At 39.5% G+C, this 25,447-nt stretch carries 18 protein-coding genes; 13 read left to right on the top strand and 5 right to left on the bottom strand.

The genetic code is table 11. From position 1 onward, the window contains the following. Positions 1–62 precede the first annotated feature (62 nt). From GQR45_RS00915 to GQR45_RS00855, 13 genes are all read left to right on the top strand, one after another. Positions 63–737 carry a DUF2461 domain-containing protein gene (locus GQR45_RS00915; RefSeq protein ID WP_165724839.1) on the top strand — a complete coding sequence of 225 codons (675 nt, stop codon included), beginning with the start codon at positions 63–65 and terminating at the stop codon, positions 735–737. A gap of 86 nt (positions 738–823) precedes the next feature. Continuing rightward, the gene (prlC, locus tag GQR45_RS00910; protein ID WP_165724836.1) at positions 824–2,863 is read left to right on the top strand and encodes an oligopeptidase A; all 2,040 of its coding nucleotides are present in this window, start codon (positions 824–826) and stop codon (positions 2,861–2,863) included. A 139-nt stretch (positions 2,864–3,002) separates the two neighbouring features. Further along, positions 3,003–4,181, top strand: coding sequence for a response regulator (locus tag GQR45_RS00905; RefSeq protein WP_007586368.1), 1,179 nt, complete (start codon positions 3,003–3,005; stop codon positions 4,179–4,181). A 57-nt stretch (positions 4,182–4,238) separates the two neighbouring features. Continuing rightward, positions 4,239–4,994, top strand: a complete 756-nt coding sequence (locus GQR45_RS00900) for a class I SAM-dependent methyltransferase (protein ID WP_010554084.1) — start codon at positions 4,239–4,241, stop codon at positions 4,992–4,994. Positions 4,995–5,151: 157 nt separating this feature from the next. Next, the gene (trmJ, locus tag GQR45_RS00895; RefSeq protein ID WP_024589846.1) at positions 5,152–5,877 is read left to right on the top strand and encodes a tRNA (cytosine(32)/uridine(32)-2'-O)-methyltransferase TrmJ; all 726 of its coding nucleotides are present in this window, start codon (positions 5,152–5,154) and stop codon (positions 5,875–5,877) included. 236 nt (positions 5,878–6,113) lie between these two features. Then, positions 6,114–6,605, top strand: coding sequence for a Fe-S cluster assembly transcriptional regulator IscR (iscR, locus tag GQR45_RS00890; RefSeq protein ID WP_007586371.1), 492 nt, complete (start codon positions 6,114–6,116; stop codon positions 6,603–6,605). A gap of 24 nt (positions 6,606–6,629) precedes the next feature. Then, complete coding sequence (locus GQR45_RS00885; protein ID WP_002958425.1) at positions 6,630–7,847, top strand: IscS subfamily cysteine desulfurase; 1,218 nt, start codon at positions 6,630–6,632, stop codon at positions 7,845–7,847. 41 nt (positions 7,848–7,888) lie between these two features. Beyond that, entirely contained in the window at positions 7,889–8,272 is a 384-nt protein-coding gene (gene iscU, locus GQR45_RS00880) for a Fe-S cluster assembly scaffold IscU (protein ID WP_007377675.1), read from the top strand. Positions 8,273–8,284: 12 nt separating this feature from the next. After that, on the top strand, positions 8,285–8,608 hold the full coding sequence (gene iscA, locus GQR45_RS00875; RefSeq protein WP_007377674.1) for an iron-sulfur cluster assembly protein IscA: 324 nt from the start codon (positions 8,285–8,287) through the stop codon (positions 8,606–8,608). Positions 8,609–8,690: 82 nt separating this feature from the next. Beyond that, a complete protein-coding gene (hscB, locus tag GQR45_RS00870; RefSeq protein ID WP_010554123.1) occupies positions 8,691–9,218 on the top strand; it encodes a co-chaperone HscB in 528 nt (175 codons plus the stop codon). Between the two features lie 41 nt (positions 9,219–9,259). Further along, positions 9,260–11,122, top strand: coding sequence for a Fe-S protein assembly chaperone HscA (gene hscA, locus GQR45_RS00865; protein WP_007586377.1), 1,863 nt, complete (start codon positions 9,260–9,262; stop codon positions 11,120–11,122). Positions 11,123–11,133: 11 nt separating this feature from the next. Beyond that, positions 11,134–11,472 carry an ISC system 2Fe-2S type ferredoxin gene (gene fdx, locus GQR45_RS00860; protein ID WP_007586379.1) on the top strand — a complete coding sequence of 113 codons (339 nt, stop codon included), beginning with the start codon at positions 11,134–11,136 and terminating at the stop codon, positions 11,470–11,472. Positions 11,473–11,721: 249 nt separating this feature from the next. Beyond that, a complete protein-coding gene (locus GQR45_RS00855) occupies positions 11,722–13,149 on the top strand; it encodes an NAD-dependent succinate-semialdehyde dehydrogenase (protein WP_165724834.1) in 1,428 nt (475 codons plus the stop codon). Between the two features lie 288 nt (positions 13,150–13,437). Here GQR45_RS00855 and GQR45_RS00850 read toward each other — a convergent pair whose 3' ends face one another. The 5 genes from GQR45_RS00850 to GQR45_RS00830 form a co-directional block, all read right to left on the bottom strand. Beyond that, complete coding sequence (locus GQR45_RS00850) at positions 13,438–15,099, bottom strand: HD family phosphohydrolase (RefSeq protein ID WP_165724832.1); 1,662 nt, start codon at positions 15,097–15,099, stop codon at positions 13,438–13,440. Beyond that, entirely contained in the window at positions 15,071–17,182 is a 2,112-nt protein-coding gene (locus GQR45_RS21540; RefSeq protein WP_346774187.1) for an adenylate/guanylate cyclase domain-containing protein, read from the bottom strand. The genes GQR45_RS00850 and GQR45_RS21540 overlap by 29 nt, the downstream gene beginning before the upstream one ends. Before the next feature lie 128 nt (positions 17,183–17,310). Further along, on the bottom strand, positions 17,311–18,144 hold the full coding sequence (locus GQR45_RS00840) for an MBL fold metallo-hydrolase (protein WP_165724830.1): 834 nt from the start codon (positions 18,142–18,144) through the stop codon (positions 17,311–17,313). Between the two features lie 9 nt (positions 18,145–18,153). Beyond that, positions 18,154–24,282 carry an Ig-like domain-containing protein gene (locus GQR45_RS00835; RefSeq protein ID WP_165724829.1) on the bottom strand — a complete coding sequence of 2,043 codons (6,129 nt, stop codon included), beginning with the start codon at positions 24,280–24,282 and terminating at the stop codon, positions 18,154–18,156. A 39-nt stretch (positions 24,283–24,321) separates the two neighbouring features. After that, a complete protein-coding gene (locus GQR45_RS00830; protein WP_007582324.1) occupies positions 24,322–25,443 on the bottom strand; it encodes a FecR domain-containing protein in 1,122 nt (373 codons plus the stop codon). Between the last annotated feature and the right edge of the window lie 4 nt (positions 25,444–25,447).

Genomic DNA, 25,447 nt, shown 5'->3' with positions numbered 1-25,447 from the left:
TTGAGTTTTATGCGCATTAGCATAACATTAAGTTTTAAAAATAAAGAGTGTTTAGGTGACCTATGTTTAGTAAAAAAACATTCGAATTTCTTGCTCAGCTTGATAAAAACAATAATAGAGACTGGTTTAACGATCATAAATCACAGTACGAGGAATACGTAAGAGAGCCAGCTTTAGATTTCATTAGGCAAATGCAAGCACCACTTGCTGAGGTTTCTAGCCATTTTGTCGCATCAGATAAAAAAGTGGGTGGTAGTTTAATGAGAATCCATAAAGACGCGCGTTTTAGTAAAGATAAAACCCCATATAAAATTAATGTAGGGATTCAATTTCGCCATTTTATGGGAAAAGACGTACACGCCCCGGGTTTTTACTTTCACTTAGCAAATGACGAATGTTTTGTAGGTGCTGGTATTTGGCGACCAGAGTCAAAGGTGCTTAACGCAATTAGAACCTGCATAGATGAAAACCCAAATAGCTATAAAAAAGCAATTTATGATGAGCAATTTAAATCTATATTTGAAATGTCAGGAGAGTCGCTAAAACGCCCGCCAAGAGGTTTTGAAAAAGAGCATCCCTTAATAGATGAGCTCAAACGAAAAGACTTTATAGCCATTAGCCCACTTACTCAAAAGCAAATATGCAGTAATAACCTAGTTGATACGGTGTTAGAACGTTATAAAGTGGCCGACTCATTAATGGGTTATTTGTGTTTTGCTTTAGAGCAACCTTATTAAAATTAAACAACTTAAAAGCGGCTGAGTTGTTTTTTTACTTTTAGACCCAATTTAAAATGTAATGCATTAACGCAAAGAGAGTATTTATGAGCAACCCATTAATTGGCCTTGAAGGCTTACCACCATTTTCAAAAATAAAGCCTGAGTACGTAGTACCAGCACTAAAAGACGGTATCGAGCTTTGTCGTAAAGCCATTGATGACGTGTTAGCTAAAGGCTCGTATACGTGGGATGACTTAGTATTACCCCTTGAAGAAGCCGACGATAAATTATCGCGCATGTTCTCCCCTGTATCGCACTTAAATTCAGTAATGAATAACGACGAATTACGCGAAGCTTACGAGCAGTGCTTACCGTTAATATCTGAATATTCAACATTTGTAGGTCAGCACCAAGGTTTATACAACGCGTATAATACGCTTTATAACAGTGACGAATTTAAAACGCTGACTACAGCACAACAAAAAACAATTACTAATGCGCTACGTGATTTTAAATTATCGGGTATTGCTCTGGCGGCAGAGCAGCAAACACGCTACGGCGAAATTAGCGCGCGTTTATCAGAGCTTGCCTCAAAATTTGGTAACAACGTAATGGATGCCACACTTGCTTGGCACAAACATATTACTGATGAGAGTGACTTAGCAGGCTTGCCAGAATCTGCTTTAGCACTTGCAGCTGATACAGCAAAAAGTAAAGAATTAGAGGGTTGGTTATTTACACTCGATTTTCCATCATACTTACCAATAATGGCTTACGCAGATAACCGCGAATTACGCAAAGAAACTTACACCGCGTTTTCTACGCGCGCATCAGATCAAGGCCCTAACGCCGGTGAGTTTGATAACTCTGATATTATGAGCGAGGAGCTTGCGCTTCGCCATGAACTTGCACAGTTACTAGGGTTTAACAGCTATGCTGAAAAGTCACTGGCAACTAAAATGGCCGAAACACCAGAACAAGTATTCTCATTTTTAGAAGACCTAGCAGCTAAATCAAAACCACAAGCAGAGCAAGAAGTGGCCGAGCTAAAAGCGTATGCTGAGCAAAAACACGGTATTTCTGAATTAGAAGCATGGGATTTTGGTTACTACAGCGAAAAGCTTAAGCAAGAAAAGTATGCAATTTCAGACGAAGTACTACGTCCTTACTTCCCAGCAAATAAAGTGCTTAGCGGCTTATTCGAAACCGTTAATCGCTTATTTGGTATTAGCGTAAAAGAAGTTACTGACTTTGATACTTATCACAAAGATGTACGCTTTTTTGAAATTGTAGATAGTAGCAATACTCTACGCGGACGTTTTTATCTCGATTTATATGCACGCGACCACAAACGTGGCGGCGCGTGGATGGATGACTGTATGGGTCGTAAAGTACGCGCTAACGGCGAACTACAAACTCCAGTGGCTTATTTAGTGTGTAACTTTAATAAGGCGGTTGGCGATAAACCTGCGCTGTTTACTCATGACGAAGTAACAACCTTGTTCCACGAGTTTGGTCATGGTATTCATCACATGCTTACACAGGTTGATGCTGCTCCTGTTGCGGGTATTAATGGCGTGGCGTGGGATGCGGTAGAGCTTCCTAGTCAGTTTTTAGAAAATTGGTGTTATGACGAAGAGGCCCTGAGCTTTATTTCAGGTCATTATGAAACGGGTGAGCCGTTACCTAAAGAGTTACTTGATAAATTACTAGCGGCTAAAAACTATAACTCAGGCGTACAAATGCTACGTCAAATTGAGTTTTCGTTATTCGATTTTAAAATCCATAACGATTACAAAGTGGGTGAGCAATGCCAAATTCAAGCAGTACTAAACGATGTACGTAGCCGCACATCAATTGTTAAACCGCCTGAGTTTAACCGTTTTCAAAATGGTTTTAGCCATATTTTTGCCGGTGGTTATAGTGCAGGTTACTACTCGTATAAATGGGCTGAAGTACTTTCTGCTGATGCATTTTCTAAATTTGAAGAAGAAGGTATTTTTAACGCTGAAACAGGGCAAGCCTTCATGCAAAATATTTTAGAAAAAGGCGGCAGTGAAGAGCCAATGGAATTATTTAAAAAGTTCCGTGGTCGTGAGCCAAATGTCGACGCGTTACTACGCCATAGCGGTATTGCTGTTTAAAAATTAATATTTAGCACAAATCAAATTAAAGCGCCTTAATGGCGCTTTTTTATTATTTTAAAATTATTATCTAATAATTTTTAGTAATTTCATCCTACCGTACTATGCTTTTAGCACACCTAATAAAATGGACTAAGGCATGGCAAAGTTGGTATTGGCAATTGATGACGACAAGTATGTTCATCATATAATTGAAGAGTCTTTAGCAGGGTTTTGTAAAATAATTCATGCAAAAGATGGCGATGAAGGATTAAGGCTAACCAATAAATACAACCCAGATATTATTTTACTCGATATTGAAATGCCAGGTATGTCAGGTTATGACGTATGTAAAACAATAAAGCAAAGTCAAAATACTCAGGATATTCCCGTTATGTTTCTCTCATCTAAAATAGAGCTAAGCGATCGGGTAAAAGGTTATAGCGTCGGCGCATCTGATTACATTACAAAACCTTTTAATGCAGAAGAGTTAATAGCGCGAATAAAGGTACTTTACGAATATAGGCAAAAATGCGCAAAACTAAAATTGGATATAGTAAAAGCGAATAAAACAGCTGAAATGGCAATGACAGAGTCAGGCGATATGGGGCGTATAATGCGCTACGTTGGACAAAGTTATCACGCTAATAACTTTCAATCGTTGAGTGAATACTTTTTTACCTTTTTTGCTCCTTTAAATTTAGATGTTGTGGTGGTGTTTTGGTATCAAGGAAAAGGTATTTTTTACAGCCAGCAAAGTGGTGTTTGCCCGTTAGAGCAAGAGCTGCTTGAGCAACATCGAAATGCTCAACGATTTGTTGATATTGGTAGCAGCACTATTATTAATTACCCCAAAGTGTCCCTTTTGATAAAAAATATGCCAGTTGATAACGATGCTTTGTATGGGCGCTACAAAGATCTGTTCCCGCATATATTAGAAGTAACTAACGAGAAGGTTGTTACCATGGAAAGAAGCGAAAGCAGTTATGAGCAGGCAGCTCAAATAAGTACAGCCCTTCAAGATATTGTTAAGCAGTTAACTACTCAAAATGTAGAGCAAAACAAAAGTACTAAAGAGTTTATAGAGCAGCTACATGAACTTGACTGCGCTATTAAGCTACAACAAACACAAGCAAACCCTGCGGATCTCACTTTATATATATCTCAATTGGATCAAACAATGCAGTTATTTGTATCGGCTAATAGTGATTTAGCCTTTATCAAATATCAGCTTAAACAAGTTGCCGAAAGCCGCAATGAACTTATATCTAATTTACGTACTAAAGCGGAAGCCGCAAAGGTCAATACGAATCATCATAGTGATATAGAGCTATTTTAGTGCTTTAAAGTAAAGCGGTTGATATACTACAGGCGTATTTTATCGTCGGAGTTTATTGTGGTTATTCAGTGTGCTTTTAAAGAGTTACGCCCTTATTTAAATGAATTAGAAACACGCTTTGGTTTAGCCCAATGGGCGCAAAATTGCAGTGGCTTTAGCTTACATTACGATGATAAAGGGTTAAGTCTATTTAAAACCGACGAGCCTAAACTAGGTGCAATTAACGTTGATTTTGTAACCGGTGCTGCCGCCCATAGGCGTAAATTTGGCGGTGGTAAAGGGCAAGCAATTGCCAAAGCGGTGGGTTTAAATAAAGGCGCAACGCCTGTTGTACTTGATGCTACCGCTGGTTTAGGGCGAGATGGTTTTGTACTTGCCTCGCTAGGGTGCAAAGTTATATTACATGAACGTCACCCGGTTGTAGCTGCACTTTTATACGATGGTTTAAAGCGAGCCTATAGCGATATTGAAATTGGTTTGTGGATGAAAGAAAACATGAGCCTAATATTTGGCTCAAGCCATACTTTGCTCTCTCAATGCGAAAGCATGCCTGATGTTGTTTATCTAGATCCCATGTTCCCGCATCGCGAAAAATCAGCATTAGTTAAAAAAGAAATGCGCGTATTCCAAGAGCTTGTTGGTGCAGACAACGACGCTGACGACCTACTTGATTTTGCCTACCCACTTGCCAGTAAGCGTGTCGTTGTAAAACGCCCCGATTACGCTCCATTCTTAAACGAAAAAACCCCAAGTATGCAGATCAAAACCAAAAAGAACCGTTTTGATGTCTATGTAAAGGCGGCAATGGTTTAAGCATCAAAACAAATCGACGTTATATCCCTAGAATTTACCCATGTAAGAATCGTTATATTGGGTTTGAGCATAGGATCTAGCCTTTTGAATCTAGGATCTTATTACATTTTCATGTTAGAATTTGCGCAATTTTTTGGCATAGCAAAGTAGCACAGTAATGATCTTAGATGATATTCGCATTGTTTTAGTTAACACGTCACATTCCGGCAATATTGGTTCGGCGGCTCGCGCCATGAAAACCATGGGTTTATCAAAACTTTATTTAGTTGATCCTGCTTGCGAAATAGACAGCCAAGCAAGTGCATTAGCTGCAGGCGCAACTGATGTTTTAGGCAATGCAGTTATTGTAGGTACCGTTGAAGAAGCTATCGCTGACTGTACATTAACGATTGGCACAAGTGCGCGTTCTCGTACGCTTTCGTGGCCAATGGTTGAACCACGTGAATGTGGTGAAAAGCTCGTTGCTGAAGCCGTAAATGGTCCTGTAGCGCTAGTATTTGGTCGTGAAAACAGTGGTTTAACTAATGAAGAATTACAGCTTTGTAATTACCATGTGTGTATTCCTGCTAATCCAGAGTACAGCTCGCTTAATTTAGCTATGGCCGTACAAACACTTAGCTACGAAACTCGCATGGCATTTTTAAATCAACAACCTAAAAAGGTTGAAGAAGACGATGCAGTTTACCCAAGCTCAAAGCAAACAGAGCTGTTTTATGATCACCTTGAAGACACGTTGTTTAAAACAGGTTTTATCATCAAGCAACACCCTGGTTTAGTTATGACTAAATTGCGCCGTTTGTTTAACCGAGCTCACCCTGAAGATGCTGAAATGAATATTTTACGCGGTATTCTCACCTCAATTAATAAGGCTATCCCTAAGTAACTTAGGTATAGCTATTAGTTATAAAAGACCTAGACTAATTAACGCGCTAATACTTGACTAAATTACTCAGGTAATTACAATGGCTGTAATACTTGACCAAAGAGGTCAAGTATTGAAAATTTGTTAACTCTACAATTTAAAAGTAAGAGTTTCTAAATCAAATTTTTATCAAGTGATAATACTTGACTAATTTACTCTGGTAATTAAAATTTGCACTCTTTTGTGCAGGGGGCGTTATGAAGTTAACATCAAAAGGCAGATATGCCGTTACAGCTATGCTGGATGTTGCACTACACACAGGTGTAGGTCCTGTAGCCCTTGCTGATATTTCACAAAGACAAGAAATTTCTTTGTCTTACCTTGAACAATTATTTGCTCGTTTACGTAAAAATGGCCTAGTAAGTTCTGTTCGTGGACCTGGTGGTGGTTATTTACTAGGGCGTGAAGCGAGCGTTATCTCTGTTGGCGATATTATTAGCGCCGTAGACGAATCGGTCGATGCAACACGTTGCCAAGGTGCCGATACCGGCTGTCAGAGTGGTATGCGTTGTTTAACACATAATTTGTGGTCAGACTTAAGCGCACGCATAGAAGAATTTTTGAATAATATTACCCTTGCTGAATTGGTGGAAAAATCAGATGTGAAAGAAATAGCATCGCGCCAAGATAACAGTATTAATAATGCAATTAAGCAGTTGGAAAACATTCAAGTAAGCTGTCAACTTTAAGGTTGACCTGCAGCGGAGAGAGAAATGAAGTTACCGATTTATTTAGATTACGCAGCGACCACGCCTGTTGACGAACGTGTTGCTAAAGAAATGATGCAATGCCTGACAATGGACGGTAAGTTTGGTAATCCTGCGTCACGCTCACACCGTTTTGGTTGGCAAGCAGAAGAAGCTGTTGACCAAGCACGTACAGATATTGCTGATTTAATTAATGCAGACCCACGTGAAATTGTTTTCACATCGGGTGCAACAGAATCAAATAACCTTGCTATTAAAGGTGCAGCACAGTTTTACAAGAAAAAAGGTAAGCACGTTATTACCGCTAAAACTGAGCATAAAGCTGTAATCGACACATGTCGTGAGCTTGAGCGCCAAGGTTTTGAAGTAACTTATATGGACGTTGAAGAAAACGGCCTACTTGATTTACAAAAACTTGCCGACACAATGCGTGACGACACAGTACTTGTAAGCATTATGCACGTTAATAACGAGCTAGGTGTAATTCAAGATATCGCGACTATTGGCGAAATGTGTCGCGAACGTAAAATTATGTTCCACGTAGATGCAGCGCAAAGCGCGGGTAAAGTACTAATCGACGTGCAACAGCTTAAAGTTGATTTTATGTCGTTCTCTGCACATAAAGTGTATGGCCCTAAAGGTGTTGGTGCACTTTACGTTCGTCGTAAACCACGTGCTCGCCTTGAAGCGCAAATGCACGGTGGCGGACATGAACGCGGTATGCGCTCTGGTACACTAGCTACTCACCAATTAGTGGGTATGGGTACAGCGTTTAAAATTGCTAAGCAAGATTTCGAAAAAGATCACGCACACATCAGCGCCTTACGTAATCGTTTAATCGACGGCATTATGGCTGATATGGACGAAGTATACTTTAACGGCACGCAAGACCAATCAGTACCTGGCATTGTAAACATCAGCTTTAACTTTGTTGAAGGTGAGTCGTTACTTATGGCAGTAAAAGACATTGCAGTATCGTCAGGTTCAGCCTGTACATCTGCAAGCTTAGAGCCTTCTTATGTATTACGTGCACTTGGCCGTAACGACGAATTAGCACATAGCTCAATTCGTTTTAGTATTGGTCGCTTTACTACCGAAGAAGAGATTGATTACACCGTCGAATTAATGAAAAACTCTATCGGTCGCCTACGTGAGATGTCTCCACTTTGGGAGATGCATCAAGAAGGTATTGATTTAGATTCAGTTGAATGGGCTCACCACTAATAGTGTGAGCACATACCCTAGCAGGTAATGAGGATAGAATAATGGCTTATAGTGATAAAGTAATCGACCACGTAGAAAACCCACGTAACGTAGGTACTCTAGATAAGAACGATCCGTCAGTGGCAACGGGTATGGTAGGCGCACCAGCATGTGGTGACGTAATGAAATTGCAAATTAAAGTATCTGCCGAAGGCGTTATTGAAGATGCAAAATTCAAAACCTACGGTTGTGGTAGCGCAATTGCTTCATCTTCACTTGTAACAGAGTGGGTTAAAGGCAAAACGCTAGATGAAGCAGCGACAATTAAAAACACTGATATCAGTGCAGAGCTTGAATTACCACCAGTGAAAATTCACTGTTCAATTTTAGCCGAAGACGCAATTCAAGCAGCAATTGCAGACTACAAAAGCAAACAAGCGAAGTAAGAAGAGAAACTCATGGCAGTGACATTGACAGATGCGGCAGCAAACCGCGTACAATCATTTTTAGCAAACCGCGGTAAAGGTTTAGGCCTGCGCGTTGGCATTAAAACGACGGGCTGTTCAGGTCTTGCTTATGTACTTGAGTTTGTTGACGATTTAAACGAAGACGATGAAACTTTTGCGGCTAAAGGTGTCACATTAATTGTTGACGCTAAAAGCTTAGTTTACATCGATGGCACAGAGCTCGACTACACTAAAGAAGGCTTAAATGAAGGGTTTAAATTTAGAAACCCTAACCAAGCAGATGAGTGTGGTTGTGGCGAAAGCTTTACCGTTTAAGCTTAAAATATCTTTGTAGTATAAATAAGCCCTGCCAGTTAATGTAGGGCTTTGTTATTTCTGAATATTATTGGTTGAAGTTATGCGTTACTTTGAATTATTTGCAATACCAGTTGATTACAATATTGATTTAGCAACGGTTAACAAGCACTACTTGGAATTACAGCGTACTGTACATCCAGATCGCCACGCGAATGCGAGCAGCCGCGATAAGTTAATGGCAGTGCAAAGCGCCGCCGAAATTAACGATGCGCTACAAACATTAAAGCACCCAGTAAAACGTGCTGAATATATGCTGAGCGAGCTAGGCGTTGATATTCGTGCAGAGCAGCAAACCTTGCAAGATCCAATGTTTTTAATGCAGCAAATGGAACTTCGCGAAGAGCTTGAAGAGCTAACATCGTCGCGCGATCCTGATACCGCCATTGCAAATTTTGAAAAACAAATTAAGCAACTAAACACGCAGTACAGTGCACAACTTGCCGAACAACTAGCAAGTAACGATGAGCAGCAATATCAACTTGCCGCAGATAATATTCGTAAACTGAAGTTTGTTTATAAGTTACGTGACGAACTAGAGCGTATTGAAGACAGTTTATTTGACGATTAATTACTTGCTGCAAAGCGAGCAACACGAGTTTAAAGAGCATTATGGCATTATTGCAAATTGCTGAGCCGGGGCAGAGCGCGGCACCACACGAACATAAACTAGCTATTGGTATTGATCTTGGTACAACTAACTCATTAGTTGCAACAGTACAAAGTGGCGAAGCCCGCACGTTAACTGATGATCTTGGCGCGGCTATGTTACCGTCGGTTGTTCGTTATCAAGCAGGCGGTATTACTGTTGGCGCAGAGGCTGCACAAGCAGCAACGCAAGACCCTGCTAATACACTTATTTCGGTTAAGCGTTTTTTAGGTAAAACTCAGGCTGAAATAGAGAAAAGTTATGGGCAACTACCGTATGAGTTCTGTGAGCACAATGGTGCGCTAGCAATAGAAACTGCGGCAGGTAAAATCAGTCCAATTAAAGCATCAAGCCATATTTTAGCTGCATTAAAAGCACGAGCTGAGCAAAGTTTTGGCAACCAAGAAATTTTAGGGGCTGTAATTACAGTACCAGCGTACTTTGATGACGCACAGCGCCAAAGTACTAAAGATGCCGCAGAGCTGGCTGGTATTAACGTACTACGTCTATTAAATGAGCCAACAGCAGCAGCGGTTGCTTATGGTTTAGATTCAGGTCAAGAAGGTATTATTGCTGTTTACGACTTAGGCGGTGGTACATTTGATATATCCGTACTTAGATTACACCAAGGTGTGTTTGAAGTAATGGCAACTGGCGGCGACTCAAGCCTCGGCGGCGATGACTTTGACTCACTACTTGTTGATTACTTTAAGCAGCAAACTGGTGTGTCAGCGTTGTCACCTTCGGTTTTACGTTTATTTATTAATAAAGCAAAAGCGTGTAAAGAAGCATTAAGCCAATACGCTAAAGTAAACGTGGGTCTTGAGTTTGACGATCAAAAATACACAGTAGAAGTAACACGCGAAACGTTTGACGAAATGGCTATGCCTCTCGTTAAAAAAACACTGCGTTCGTGTCGTCGTGCTGTAAAAGATGCTGGCATAGAAAACGACGAAGTACTGCAAGTTATTATGGTAGGCGGTTCAACCCGTATGCCACTGGTACGTAGCCAAGTACAAAGCTTTTTTGATAAAGAGCCGCTAACTTCAATCGACCCTGATCGTGTTGTCGCTTTAGGTGCTGCGCTTCAAGCCGACGTGTTAATTGGCAATAAGCCCGATTCTGACATGCTATTGCTTGATGTATTGCCGTTATCGCTAGGTCTTGAAACGATGGGTGGTTTGGTTGAAAAAATCATTCCGCGCAATACGACGATTCCGGTAGCACGCGCGCAAGAATTTACGACGTTTAAAGACGGCCAAACAGCTATGTCATTACATGTGCTGCAAGGCGAGCGTGAGCTTGTTGATGATTGTCGTTCGCTTGCTAAGTTTAGCTTAAAAGGTATTCCACCAATGGCGGCAGGCGCTGCGCATATTCGTGTAACCTTTAAAGTTGATGCTGATGGCCTATTAAGTGTTTCAGCAATGGAAAAATCAACAGGCGTACAAGCTGAAATTCAAGTTAAACCTTCGTTTGGTTTATCTGACGACCAAGTAGCTAACATGCTAAAAGAGTCAATGAGCAACGCTAAAGGCGACATGCAAGCACGTATGCTTAAAGAGCAACAAGTAGAAGCATTACGCGTAATAGAAGCGCTTAATGCATCACTTGCAGCCGATGCTGCATTACTTGACGATATGCAACTTGCTAACTTACGCGCTGAAATTGCAGAACTGGTAAAAGTGCGCGAAAATGCACAAGAGCCTGGCGAAATTAAAGCAGCTATCGAAAAAGTCGATAATGCGAGTAGCGACTTTGCATCGCGTAGAATGGATGCATCAATTAAAAAGGCCCTTACAGGGCAGTCAGTAGACAACATTTAAGAGAGATTAGAATGCCACAAATTGTTTTTCTTCCACATCCTGAATTATGTCCTGACGGCGCTGCAATTGAAGCTCCTACAGGCCAAACGGTACTCGACGCTGCACTTAAAAATGGCATTAGCATTGCACATGCCTGCGAAAAGTCGTGTGCATGTACTACGTGTCATTTAGTGATTCGTGAAGGATTTGATTCACTACAAGAGAGTGATGAGCTAGAAGATGACATGCTAGATAAAGCATGGGGTTTAGAGCCTGAGTCACGCCTTGGTTGCCAAGCAATTATAAGAGATGAAGACTTAGTGGTTGAAATACCTAAGTACAATCTCAATATCGTTAATGAAGAGCACTAGTTTTTAACGATGTATATATTAAAAGCCGCTGTTTGATACAGCGGCTTTTTTGTTTCAAGAAAGCATTTATAAATACGTAGCAGCGACTTTATGTCGCGTTTTTAAATCTCAAACGTTTTAAGTTAAATTTTTCTAATCTCAAACTTGAACATCAAAATGATCACGTATTTTTTCAGATTATATAAACGCGGGGTAAACCCGCTGCTACGAGTTCAACCCAATCCCTAAAATCTATTTCGGAGGTTTATTTTGAGTAATCTTATTTTCTCAGACTCATTTATTAACGGCGAATTTTATAAAACTGATACGCACTTTAGCGTTAACGATCCCGCGACCGAAAAAAGTATTGTTGAAGTAAGCGATATTGACGAGCAGGGTGTAAATAGCGCAATAACAGCAGCTCAAGGGGCTTTTGTTAAATTAAAAGCGACAAATGCGACCGAGCGAAGCGAAACGCTGATGCGCTGGTATGAGTTAGTTATAAAACACAAACAAACACTTGCAGAGTTAATGACCAAAGAGCAAGGCAAGCCGCTCAAAGAATCCCTTGGCGAAATTAACTACGGTGCAGGTTTTATCAAATGGTTTGCAGAAGAAGCCAAACGTAGTTACGGAGATGTAATTCCGCCAACAGATAACTCGCATCGTTTAACCAGCTTTAAGCAGCCTGTAGGTGTTGTTGCTGGTATTACGCCGTGGAACTTCCCTGTTGCTATGGTTACTCGTAAAGTAGCTCCAGCTTACGCTGCGGGCTGTAGCTTTATACTTAAACCTTCTGAACATACGCCATTATGCGCTATCGCACTTGCTTATCTGGCCGATCAAGCTGGTTTTGTTAAAGGTGCATTTAATGTACTGGTTTCACAAGATGCCAAAACAGTAGGTAAAATGCTGACTGACTCAGAAGTCGTGCGTAAGTTTACATTTACCGGCTCTACCGGTGTAGGTAAGCAGTTGCTATCTCAATGTGCAGACACAATTAAACGCACCTCGATGGAGCTTGGCGGCAATGCGCCTTTTATCATTTTTGATAATGCAGATTTAGATGAAGCTGTAGAAGGGCTAATGGCGGCTAAATTTAGAAATAGTGGGCAGGCATGTGTTGCTGCAAACCGTATCTTTATACAGCGTAATATTCTCGACAAAGTACTGTCAAAAATCACGCCTAAGGTTGCAGCGTTAAAAGTGGCAAATGGTTTTGAAGACGATGTTGATATTGGCCCACTCATTTACCCTAAAGCCAAAAAGAAGGTACAGCAGTTAGTACAAGACGCACTCGATAAAGGTGCTACGTTGATTGGCGATAATAGTGACTTAGGTGGCAGCTTTCAAAACCCATTAATAGTAAACAACGTAACTACAGAGATGGATATTTACCACGAAGAAGTATTTGGTCCAGTATTAACGGTTATTCCTTTTGATGAAGAAAGTGAAGTGCTTGCACTTGCTAACGATGTACCATTTGGTCTAGCAGCCTATTTTTATAGCCAAAATATTAAGCAAATTTACCGAATTAGTGAAGGGCTTGAATTTGGTATGGTAGGTGTAAACGAAGGTGTTATATCAAACCCAGTAGCGCCTTTCGGTGGCGTTAAACAATCTGGTTTAGGCCGAGAAGGTGGGCATCAAGGGCTGGATGAGTACCTAGAAGAAAAATACGTTTGTATTAAAATATAACGGCAGTTAAGTATACGAGCGCGAATTTACTTCGCGCTTTTTTATGACGTTAATATGGCAGATATATGAACTTTACCTTTTACTGTTGCTACCCAAAGCGCTAAATGCTACCTTTGGGAACATATTTTTTGTTAATAAAACAACATAAAAAAACAAATAAAAAGTAAAAGGATTTCTATAAGTAGAAATAACCCCGTGTGTAAATGCCACCGTAAGGTGGCATTTTTTTGTTTGGATAGGTATAGGCTGTAATAAGCGCATTTTGAATAAAGGCATGGCTTATAGGTGCTAACTTATAGGTGTGTAACCGGGTAAGTTATCAAAATCTATCTCATCTAGCTGCTCTGGGTTAGCATATTCATTGATATAATTTTTATAGACTTGCGACTCAATAAAAATAGCAAAAATGTCAGCATCAAGATGGTTTTTAGCAACCATTGAGCCTAAAATAAATAAACACTCACTGACCGGTTTTGCTTTTTTGTAGGGCCTGTCTACCGCAGATAGCGCTTCAAAAATATCCGTAATAGCCATTAACCTTGCAGGCACCGACATTTGCTCTTTGGTTAAACCTCTTGGGTAACCAGTACCGTCAAGTTTTTCATGATGACCTAAAGCATATTCAGTCACATTGCTTAAGTGTTTAGGGAACGGCAGGGCATCTAAAATATTTTTAGTTACATCCATATGACGTTTCATTACTTCACGTTCGGCTTCGGTCAACGTGCCTCTTCGTATTGTTAAGTTTTCAACTTCATCAGCTGAGAGCAATGGTGTATTAATATCATTTATAACGAGTTGGTATTTGTTTGCAATGCGTTCAATGTGCTCAAGTTCTGCATCACCTAAAAACTCGCCCCCTACATTCACACGCTGTAATAATGCACGGTCTAATGCTAACTGTTTAAGCTCGGTATCAAGTAGGCGTTCAAATTGTTGAACTTCGATAGGTTTTTGCAGTTTCATCGCACAGATGATTTTTTGCTGATACGCTATTTTTAAATCTCGGCTAATTATTTCAAATTTAGCATCTACATATTTTATTCGATCAAAAATAGTTTCTAGTTTTGTCGACTTTTCCATAATGTGATCGGGGGTCGCGATTTTCCCACAGTCATGTAACCAGCCTGCTATATCAAGTTCATGCCGGTCGGCTTCACTCATCGAAAATGAAGCCAAAGGGCCTTTATTTATATCATGTACGGCATCAGCTAGCATTAACGTGAGTGCTGGCACTCGTTTACAATGGCCACCGGTATGAGGAGACTTTTCATCTATTGCCATCGCAATGGTTTCAGCAAAGGTCGAAAAAAGATCTTCCATTCCCTTTATTAGTGTTGAGTTAGTTAGTGAAATAGCGCCTAAAGAGGCAAAAGATCGAATTAGAGTGACAAGCTCTTCACTAAAAGGGATATTTTTATTTTGCGCATCTTTTACATTTATAAGCTGAATGACACCAATAATGTCATCTTCATGATCTTTTAAAGGAATTGTTAGCATGGACTCAGAGCGGTAACCCGTGAGGGCATCCATTTTGCGAGCTGCGCTCATATCAAAGGGCAGGGCATCATACACGTCAGGAATGTTAATCACTTCGCCAGAGTTTGCAGAGTGGGCAACAATAGCGGTTTCGTTTGGTTTGCCATCAATAAAAAGATCTATATTAGGAAAATCAACAGGACCACCTAATGTGCCGCCTAAATAAAGATTCAGTGATTTGTTTATTACTGTTTCAAACTTGAGTTGTTTGTTTGAGGTAATAGAGTAAATGCTGCCTGCATCAGAATTTGCTATCGACATTACAACTTGCAGTATTTCATCAAGTAACTTAGACGAGTTTTTTTCGGTTGTTAGTCTAATGCTAATATCGATAAAGTGTTGAAGATTTGTTTTGTCTTTAATGTGCTGTCGCATATGTTTACTACTTTTTAGTATGTTTGAAGGCACCATTCCAATCCTTAGCTAGTGTTTGCAAATCAGTGCCCTTAATACGTTCGATAAAAATGGTATAAACGTCAGAGCTAAATACGGTCGTGCTGTGTAGTTCTTTAAATAAGCTAAGCGCTTGTGGCCAGTTTTTATTATAAAAAAGCGTCATGGCCTGCTGTGATTTTTTAACTTCATTTAACTGTTCTTCATCGAGCTTATCTGTAAAATTTATAGGCTCAAACAACTGTATAGCCGTTGTTTTTCCGACAACTTGTACTTTATCTATTAAACGAAATGAAATATGGGGGCATTCGTTCATCGTTTCTTCTGTAACAAGAATAGCTACGCCATAAAATTTGGTCAAGCTTTCTACTCTAGCACCTAAATTAACAGTATCACCAAGAACTGTATAGGCTTTACGGTAAACCGAACCCATATCACCTACATTCATATCGCCAGTACTTAAACCGATACCAATTTTTATTGCAGGCTGATTGTTTTCTGCAAATAACTGATTTACTTGCGTTAACCCGTTAATCATACCCATTGCGGCTTCAACACCATGGCGAGCGTGGTTTTCATCTTTTAGTGGTGCATTCCAAAATGCCATCACCATATCGCCTACGTACTTATCAATAGTTCCGTTATGATCAAATATGATTTTGGTAATAGCCGTAAGATATTCGTTTAAGTATTCACTTAACTGATGGGGCGACATACTTTCTGATAGTGAAGTGAAACTACGAATGTCGGCAAACAACACCGTCATATTTTTTCGCTCACTTTTTTGAGATAAACTTTTACCCTGTAATATCATCTGATTTATACGCTCAGGAGGCATATATTGGTCAAACATAGATTTTATTTTTCGGCTATGTTTCATTTCAGCAATAGAACCAACAATGATGTAATAACCCGCTAATATAATGATGAGTAAAAGAGGCATTAATAAAGGTAAACTAATTTTTTGCACTGACCATAAATAAACGTTTAAAAATATAACGACACTTGTGACTGTAAGAGACAAAACAATAATAAAACGTGCGCTCTTACCGTGGCTAAAAAACGACAGTACGCTACCCGTTAATGTAATGATGAGTAAGCTTGCTCCCAGTGACCAATTAGGTTTAGATGGCAGTAGCTCTGGGTGCATTAACCCTTCAAATATATTGGCATGTACCTCAACACCGGGATACTGTAAACCAACAGGTGTTGATCTTAAATCAGCGAGTCCAATTGCCGATGTGCCAATAAAGGCTACAGTGCCTTCTAATTCCTCTAACCCAATTTTTTTGGTCAAAATATCGGTAGCCGAATAATAAGGGAAGCTATGTGCACGCCCTTTGTAAGGAATTAATATTTGCCCATATTCATCAGTTTGAATCCACTTATCTTGAAACTTTATACCTTCGAATAATGTTATACCATCTAATATATTGGAACGGGTTTCTATGTTTTCAGCAAGGGTATAAAGTCGAGCAACTTCAAGTGCTAAAGAAGGATAAAGCTTATTGCCAACTCGATTTATAAGAGCTGCTTTACGTATAAAACCATCTTCATCGCTATGTGCATTGATAAAACCGGTACCCGTTGTAGCATTTTGTAACTGTGGAATATTTACAATAGCACCAGGAAACTGGTTTATTTGTGAATTAGTATGATCCGCATTTGCCCATATAACACTGCTTTTAGCTGGCAAGTTTTGATTAGTGAGTTGTTCATCAATCAATAAAAAACCAAGAACAGTATCATTTTTAGATAATGCGCTTGCTAGTTTTGTGTCTGCATCGACTTGTTTAGTAATTTCAGCAAAGGGGATGGTGTACTTTTTTGATAAATCAGGAATTTCAGACATAATTTTTGTAACAGGGTTTTCTTCCTGTTCAGAAAAAAATATATCGAATGCAATAACAATAACACCTGCATCAGTAAGCTTTGTAACAAGGTCAGCTACTTTTGAGCGACTCCAAGGAAAGCGTCCTTGTTCTTGCATGCTCTTTTCATCGATATCAATTATTACAACGGTTTCATCAATATGCCTAGGCGTCTCTGAAAGTGTTAGTAACAACCGAGAGTCGTATATTATACCTTCTACGCGGTTCACTAACTTTGCGAGCGACCCAGTTGAAAATAGCTCTATTGATGCAATTAATAATGTAATAACAGCGCCAATGAAAAAGTGCTTTGAAGTAATTGGTTTTAAGGAGCTAATGAGTAACGCTCCTTGATAGACTAAAAATCAAAAACTCGTCCTTCTCGGCCGCATTCTATTTTTACCTGTTGAGCGTACTGCGTGTGTAAATATTTTTCTATAGCTAATAACTGTTCATCGGTTCTTGATGGATCGTGGCTAATAATAATCACATTTTTAATACTCGCTTTTATAGCAAGCTCAGCAACCTGATCTATGGTGCTATGACCCCAACCATGCTTAAGAGGCAAGTCTGCATCTATAAATTGAGCATCATGAATTAGTAAGTCAGCGCCTTCAATAAAATTGACCCATTCGCTAATACTTGTGTTTGCTTTTTCTGGCGGATTTAGCTCATTGTCGGTAACGTAGGCTATCTTTTTTTCATCTGCTTTAATGCAATAAGCAGTACCACCACCTGGGTGATTTAGTGGAGCAGTCGAAACCAAAAAACCGTTAAGTGTAAATAGCTTTTGAGACGATAAATCAGTATTAAGCGTAATGCTGGCAGGTAAATCCTGATAACACACAGGAAAGTACGAACCACTCATTTGCTTTAATATGGCATCTTGGCTTTTTTTATCATCAACGTTGCCAGCTACAATGGTTATATTGCGGTTGGGTTGGTAAATAGGTTTAAAAAAAGGAAACCCTTGAATATGATCCCAATGATTATGCGTTAGCAAAATATTGATAGGGCTTTGTGTTTCTAGTAAACGTGCACCGAGTTCTACAATACCAGTACCAGAGTCTAAAATAAGATCTTTACCATTACTTTGTTCAATGTACACACACGAGGTATTTCCCCCAAAAATGTGTGTATTACTTCCAGCTGAAGGCATTGAGCCTCTAACACCAAAAAATTCAACTTTCATAATTTAAGGCTAAGCTCCATCTGCTTCAAAATTGAATTTAGAAATACTAACATTGTTAGAGTTAGTGTCATTACAAGTGCTGCTTACAACAACTTGGGTGTCATTTTGCAGGATGATTGAAGTAAATACATGTGTACTGGTACATTGGCTTGCTTCATAAAATCCACTGCTATTCGCCCCAAACGTATCGTCAATTGTGCCATCAGCTAAAATACGTGCCAACATACCTTTATTATTGCCCATACCAACTAAAACAATATTGTTGTTGCTATCAAAAACGGCACTTTTTACTTTGGTATCCCCCGTTGAAGCTAACGCGTATTGGCCTAACGGATAGCTGTCATCAATTACTCCGGATGCAAGTAATCGCGTAATACTGGCTTTATTAGGCGTATCTACAACGTTTGCAATTAAATATAATTTATTTGATTCGTCGACTAAAACTTTTACCATTTTATTCTCGGTATCAGTGGTTGTTTCACCTGTGTATTTGTAGGTTTGCTCGCCGTCGGAGTCGAGCTTTAATGCTACTAATTCTGAACTGGCACCTGATACAGATTTACCACCAATAAAAATATTATCATCATTAATAAAAACACTTTCATAATATTCAAAAGGTGTTCCTATAATTTTTCCATTACTACCAAAGTTATCGTCAAGTGTACCGTCAGAATCTAGCATCATGATAAACGAGCTAGGAGTATCAGCTATAACTACAGAGCCAACTGCAACAATGTCGCCATCATGAAGTGCTAAATCAGTTAAGTTAAGCTTTTCAGCACCTGAAATAGTAGTATAGTAAATACCATCACTGGCGAATGAGGTATCTAAATCACCATTTTGATCAACTTTAGCTATAAAGCCCTCTTCACCGTCAGTTTTACTTTTAGATCCCGCAATAAATAAGCTTCCGCTATTGTGTTCAACCAACGCTATATTAGATGCGCTTAAATCTATGGCAATTTCTTTATGGCCACTTTCGCTAAAGCTAGTATCGATAGCACCCGCACTCGTAAAGCGTGTTAATACTAACTTAGTAATTGAGTCCGATTTAGCCGTTGATGCAAGAATATACTTACCGGCATGAGGGTCATTGCTAAGTTGTAAAACGTGCATTGATTGATCGTCAGATTCTGCGCTTATAGTATCAAAAGCAAGATAACCAACGTCTGCAAAGTTGGTAAATAATGTGGCTTGCTCGTCAACTGCAGCAACAAATGGTTTGGTGGTTGAGTCGTCAACAACACCCGATATCCATACAGTATCATTAGCATCTATAGTTGCTGATTTGGCAAATTGTTTTCCATTGATATCTGAAATGATATTAATACCTGATGCACCATAAGTACTATCAAGTGAGCCGTCTGAAGTTAAAATACGGGCAGAAAATAACTTTTCGTTAGCTGAAACACCGGTAGTGCCAGATAAAGTAATTCCATTTTTAATTGGCTCGTGTTTTACGCCTGTTACGTTCGCGCCACCATTACCTGCACCACCGTTACCATCAATATCGTAAATAGCAGTACCTGCATCACCAAAACTCGTTATAAGAGTACCCGTTTTATCAATAGCCAAAACCACGGCTTCTTTTTCACCACTGTTACGAGTTATGTAACCACCTGCAAAAGCTGTAAAGTCGGTATTTTTAGCGCCGCCAATTGCAAATAATTCATCATCTTTATTATTCTCAGACAAGTCGAACGATAGTGCTGCGCTACCATTAAAACTTCCGTTGTTTTCACCATCAGAAATTAAATAACGAATAAGTACGTCTTTATCGCCAGTTGCACTTGTTAAACTGCCGGCAACCATAAGATCAGAGCTATTGAAATTTTTAATAGCAAACGCTTCGTCATCTCTATTAGCGCCGCTCACATCGACTATTTTAGGACTTCCGGCTTCATAAGCGAGTGTAGATATATCGTATTTTATCCATAAGCTATCGTCGTCGTTACCATTAAATGACTTACCAACAGCTTGAATTTTATTATCGCTAAACTCAAGGTCATTAATAACGAGAGTGCTTGCTAATGCGGTACAGTGAATACCTGAATTATTATCTCCAGAGTTATTACTTAATACGCCAGCGGTATTCATTTTCAACAAACATGCTTCGGTATTTGTGCCATCAAAACTAGTGTAAGCAACAAAGAGGCTTGTACCATCAGAGATAATAGCAGTTGCTTCTTCATCATTTTCTAAATCTAATACTTTAACGCCATCACTGTTAAATGCTGTATTTATTACACCACTCGTTGTATAGGATGCAATAACAATATCTTTGTCGCTGTTATTACTAAAACCTACAAAGTAAAGGTTATTATTTAGCTCAATACTGTCATTAAATTCACCACTTGAAAAAACACCCGAAAGCTCAAGTTCACCTGTTATAGGACGACCAAATGTTTCATCTTCAACAGGAACTAGAGGCTCCGCATCATCAGTGACATCAATTATTATATTAATAGTAGTTGTTTCGTTAGGCGTACCGTCGTCAGTAATAGCTAGGCTCAATATGTACTGAGGAGTTGCTTCAAAATCAAACGGGCTTTCACCTTTTACAGTTAATAAGCCAGAATCATTATTTATTTCGAATATGGGAGCACCACTGAGCAGGGTGTAACTTAAATTTTGGTTCTCAATGTCTGAGGCACTAACAGTCCCAATAGTGTCACCATCGGTTGCGTTTTCGCTAATATTAAAACCTTGGTTTGACGCAACTGGAGCATCGTTAATAGGAGTAATCGTAATTGATAAACTACCAGTATCTGTAGCGTTATTCCCATCATTTACAGTATAACTGACAACAACAATACCGTTGGTATTTGCAGCCGGTGTGTACTGTAGTTTGTTATCGACAACGGATACTGAACCGCTATCGACTGACGCTGCTGTTATGCTTAGGCTATCACTATCCGCGTCTGTATCATTAATCAGCACATCAATGAGTAGCGGCGCAGCATCTTCATCCATAGTCGCGGTGTCGGCATTTGCAATGGGTTCATCGTTTACGGGAGTAATAGTAATAGATAGTGTTGCTGTGCTGGCACCACCGTTGCTATCAATTGCCGTATAAACAACAGTTGCGAGTCCATTTACATTGGCTGCCGGTGTATATTGAATTTGATTGCCAACTACTGAGACCGAACCAGTATCTGCCGAGGCTGCACTGATAGTGAGGCTATCGGTATCCACGTCTGAGTCATTTGCCAATACGTTTATTAGTATCGGCGCTGCATCTTCAGCCATGGTAGCCGAATCGGCGTTTGCTATTGGAGCATCGTTTACGGGGGTAATAGTGATAGTTAACGTTGTTGTACTGGCACCACCGCTGCTATCGCTTACAGTATAAGTAACTGTTGCTACGCCGTTGTCGTTGGCTGCCGGTGTATATTGAATTTGATTGCCAACCACTGATACAGAGCCAATATCAGCTGATACTGCGCTTATGGCAAGGCTATCACCATCCACGTCGGAGTCATTTGCCAATACGTTTATTAGTATTGGCGCTGCATCTTCATCTATTGTTGCTGAGTCTGCGTTTGCAATAGGAGTATCGTTTACGGGAGTAATAATTATTGATAAGTTTGTAGTTGCAGTACCACCATTACTATCACTTATTGTGTAGCTAATAATTGCTGTTCCATTTGTATTAGCAGCAGGCGTGTATTGGATTTTATTATCAACAACAGATGCAGAACCTATATCTGCAGTAGCAGCTGTTATTGCAAGAGTATCGCCATCAATGTCAGAGTCGTTAGCTAGTACGTTAACTAATAACGCAGGAGCATCTTCGTTCATCGTTGCTGAATCATTATTTGCAGTAGGGGCATCATTAACGGATGTAACGATAATCGTCACACTTGCTGTTCTGTCGTCTATGCCTTCATTACCAGTGCTATAGCCATCCGTAATGGTGTAAGTTAGTACTATCTCACCTGAAAAGTTTGCTGGTGGAGTAAACTGTATTTTTCCGGCGACAATAGTCGCTTCTCCAGCAATATTTTCTATGTTCGAAATACTAATCGTATCGCCATCTGCATCAGTGTCGTTAGCTAGCACGTCTAATAAAGATGCAGAGCTGTCTTCGTCTAACGTAAATTGATCGTTATTGGCTTCTGGAAAAGTATTAACGCCGCTTTCACTTAATGTTACTTGAGCTGTTGCAGTTAAGCCTTGCTCATTTGAAATTGAATAAGTAAAGCTATCTACACCAATAAAACCTAAGTCTGGTTGGTAGGTAAATGAACCATCAACTTTTAATGTAAGCTCGCCATTTTGAGTTGCATTGATTGCCGTGGTGTTAACTGATAAATCGCCAGCCTCAATATTAAAATCGTTAATTAATAAGCCATTTTGTACTGTTACTTCAAATAGTTTATTTTTACTAAATTGATAGGTATCATTTTGTGCGACAGGGCTATCGGGTTCGCTGTTTATTACTAAAGTTACTGTGGCTGTAGAGGTTGCACCTAATGAGTCGATAGCTTGATATTGAAATTGATCAACACCATTAAAATTAGCATCCGGCACATAACTAAAGCTGCCATCAATTGCTAATAATAGTTGGCCATGTGTTGGTGCCACAATAAATGTTTCATCGACTGAAAAACTGTCATTATTTGGGTCAGTATCGTTACTAAGCACACCATTGGCTGCTGTAACCACAAGTGTTTCATCTTCGCTTAAACTATAGCTATCATTTTTTGTTACAGGGGCTACGTTAGTGTTTGAGCTTACAATAGTTACATTTGCAATAGCCTGAGCACCTTGTGCATCAACAACTCTATACTGAAAGCTGTCTTGGCCTTGCATGTTCTGCTCGCCTTGGTATTCAAAGCTACCATTATCAAAAAGGGTTAATTGTCCTCTTGTCGGTTCGCTAACAGGCGTTGTATCAACAGTTAAGTTATCTAAATCAATATCGCTATCGTTAATAAGTAAGCCAGGCGATAGGACAACTAAGGTTCCATTGTTTGTAATGTTATAAGTATTATCAAGCGCAACAGGGGCGTCGTTAACAGCTAAAATAGTTATCTCTACAACTGCGGTATCTGTCATACCTAACTCGTTAGCAACTTGATAGCTAAAGGCATCTTCACCATTAAAGTTTGCAATAGGGATATAAGTAAAATCCCCATTTTCATTTATATTAATGGTGCCATGCTGCGGTAGAATTAATGCATCTGCATTTACACGTAAATCGCCACTGTATTGATTCGTATCATTTGTTAGAACGTTGCCTTGCAGAGTTTGATCTTCATTTATCTGAAACTGATCGGCATTAGCTTCTGGTGCAAATGCAAGCTCTCCACCCACTGGTGCTATGTTTATTATATTAGCAAAGCCACTTTCACCACTGCCATCAATACCGGTAATAAGTACTTGATAACTTTTATCTGTAAGTGACTCGGTAATGCTTAATGCAGTATCTTGAATACTTAAAAATTGTTGCCCGTTTTCTAATTCATTAATATTAGTAGATGAAACTCCAGCTTGAGTTGCAATATAAACGTTATAACGATTAAGTTCGGGGTTAGCTTGCCACGAAAGATTAATATTATCTTCGTCTCGCTGAGCTGTAACACCTTCAATTTGATATGGTTGCCAGTTAAAAGTAATTGCATCAGCAAGGACTTGATTATTTAAAGTGTCAGTTATCCATATTTCTAGGCGTATCTCTCCTGGAATTACGCCATAAAGCACAGGGCTGAGGCCTATAATTGATTTTTCGTAGTCAAAACCACAATCAGAAGAACACAGTGATATGCTTTTATTGACGCTAGGGAGCACTAAACTAACTTCAGCAATGCCATCAGTATCCGAAGCTTCAAGTAAAAAAGAAACGTTGCCTTGCACAGTTTCGTTTGTTTGTGAAAAAACAATATTAGCGCGTGTATTAGCTATGCTTGATCCAACTACTCCTCTACTTGAAGTGACAGCACCTAAAACTTTTGTATTTTTGGTTTGATTGCTCGCTATAACACCAGCCAAATTTATATAGCTAGTCACCGTTGGCGTTACTACTTCAGCCGTAGGTGATTGTATTGTCTCTTGAGCAGGGCTTTCTTCTGAGCCTCCACAGGCACTTAACAAAAACACCATAGAACCAAGCAAAAATATATTTTTTGCTGTCATTTTAAATACTCCATAATAAAAGCTTTGTATCCAATGTGTTTATGGTTCTAATTTAAAAGAACCGCTAGCATTTACATCAGGATTATTTATTTCGTTAAGATTAAAGTTGCCAGTAATATTGTCTAAGTCATTCAAAAATATTGCATCAACATCGCCCTCGGCTTTATTGTTGCCATGGGATGCAAATGTAACGGCTAAGTCAAGTTCGCTTAAATTTATTAAACCGCTGTAAGCCGCATACCAATTTCCGCCCGCGTCATTAAAACTAATTTCGCCATCAGGCACTGTGCCATTATCAAAATCAACAGCCATAGTCATAGCAAAGTCAGTAACAGCACCCACACTCGAATTTACATTAAAGCTTGATGCTTCATAGTTAAATACACCTTGGCGCTGAGCTATTTGATCGACTAAAGATGCGCTGCTAACTGTTTGAAATTGTTGTTCAGAATATATATCCATAGTATCTGTATCTGCTTCAAAAGCATTTACTTCAACTTCAGTTACAGATGCTTGTTCAGTCTCTTCTTCGTTGTCATCTTTAGGGTCGATCGTTACTATATTTTGATCAAACACACGTGCCGCACGCGTCGTTTTTAATACTTCACCAGAGGCTGTAATTTGTGCAAACGAAAATGCCTCGTTATCACCCAAAGAAACCACGCTATTATTTTCCAAAGTTAAATCTATTGCGCCATCCCATACAGCTAAAAACACATTGCCTTCAACGAGCTGAACTTCAAAATGTGTTCCACGTATACCAATAGAGCCAACAGGGGTTTTTACATTATAAGAGCCGCCATTTTTTTTAATCACACCCGAAATAGAGCGTAAACCACCTTTAAGTAACTCAATAGAAGCAGAACCTTGTTGGGTATTATCATCAAATTCATAGTTAGCAATATTTAGTTCTGAATTTTCTTTTAAAGCGATTAAACCACCATCCGACATTGAAAATTGCGCTTTGCTTTTCTCTCCAGTCGTAATGCGATCTACACCAAAAACGGTATCTCTGCGCTGCAACTGCCGTTGTTGTTCAGAGCTTCCATCAACCGCTAGTACAGAGCCTCGCGCTAAAATAGTTTTACCAGCAGGATCATTTGCTTGTGTATAAAAACTTACACAAAGTAAAGTGGTAATTACAGGGAGTAAATGTTTCATAAAT

It is taken from the genome of Pseudoalteromonas sp. SA25 (assembly GCF_011378705.1).
Lineage (GTDB): Bacteria > Pseudomonadota > Gammaproteobacteria > Enterobacterales > Alteromonadaceae > Pseudoalteromonas > Pseudoalteromonas arctica.
Note: the sequence above shows the minus strand (reverse complement) of the source record. Positions and strands in the feature narration are given on the sequence as shown.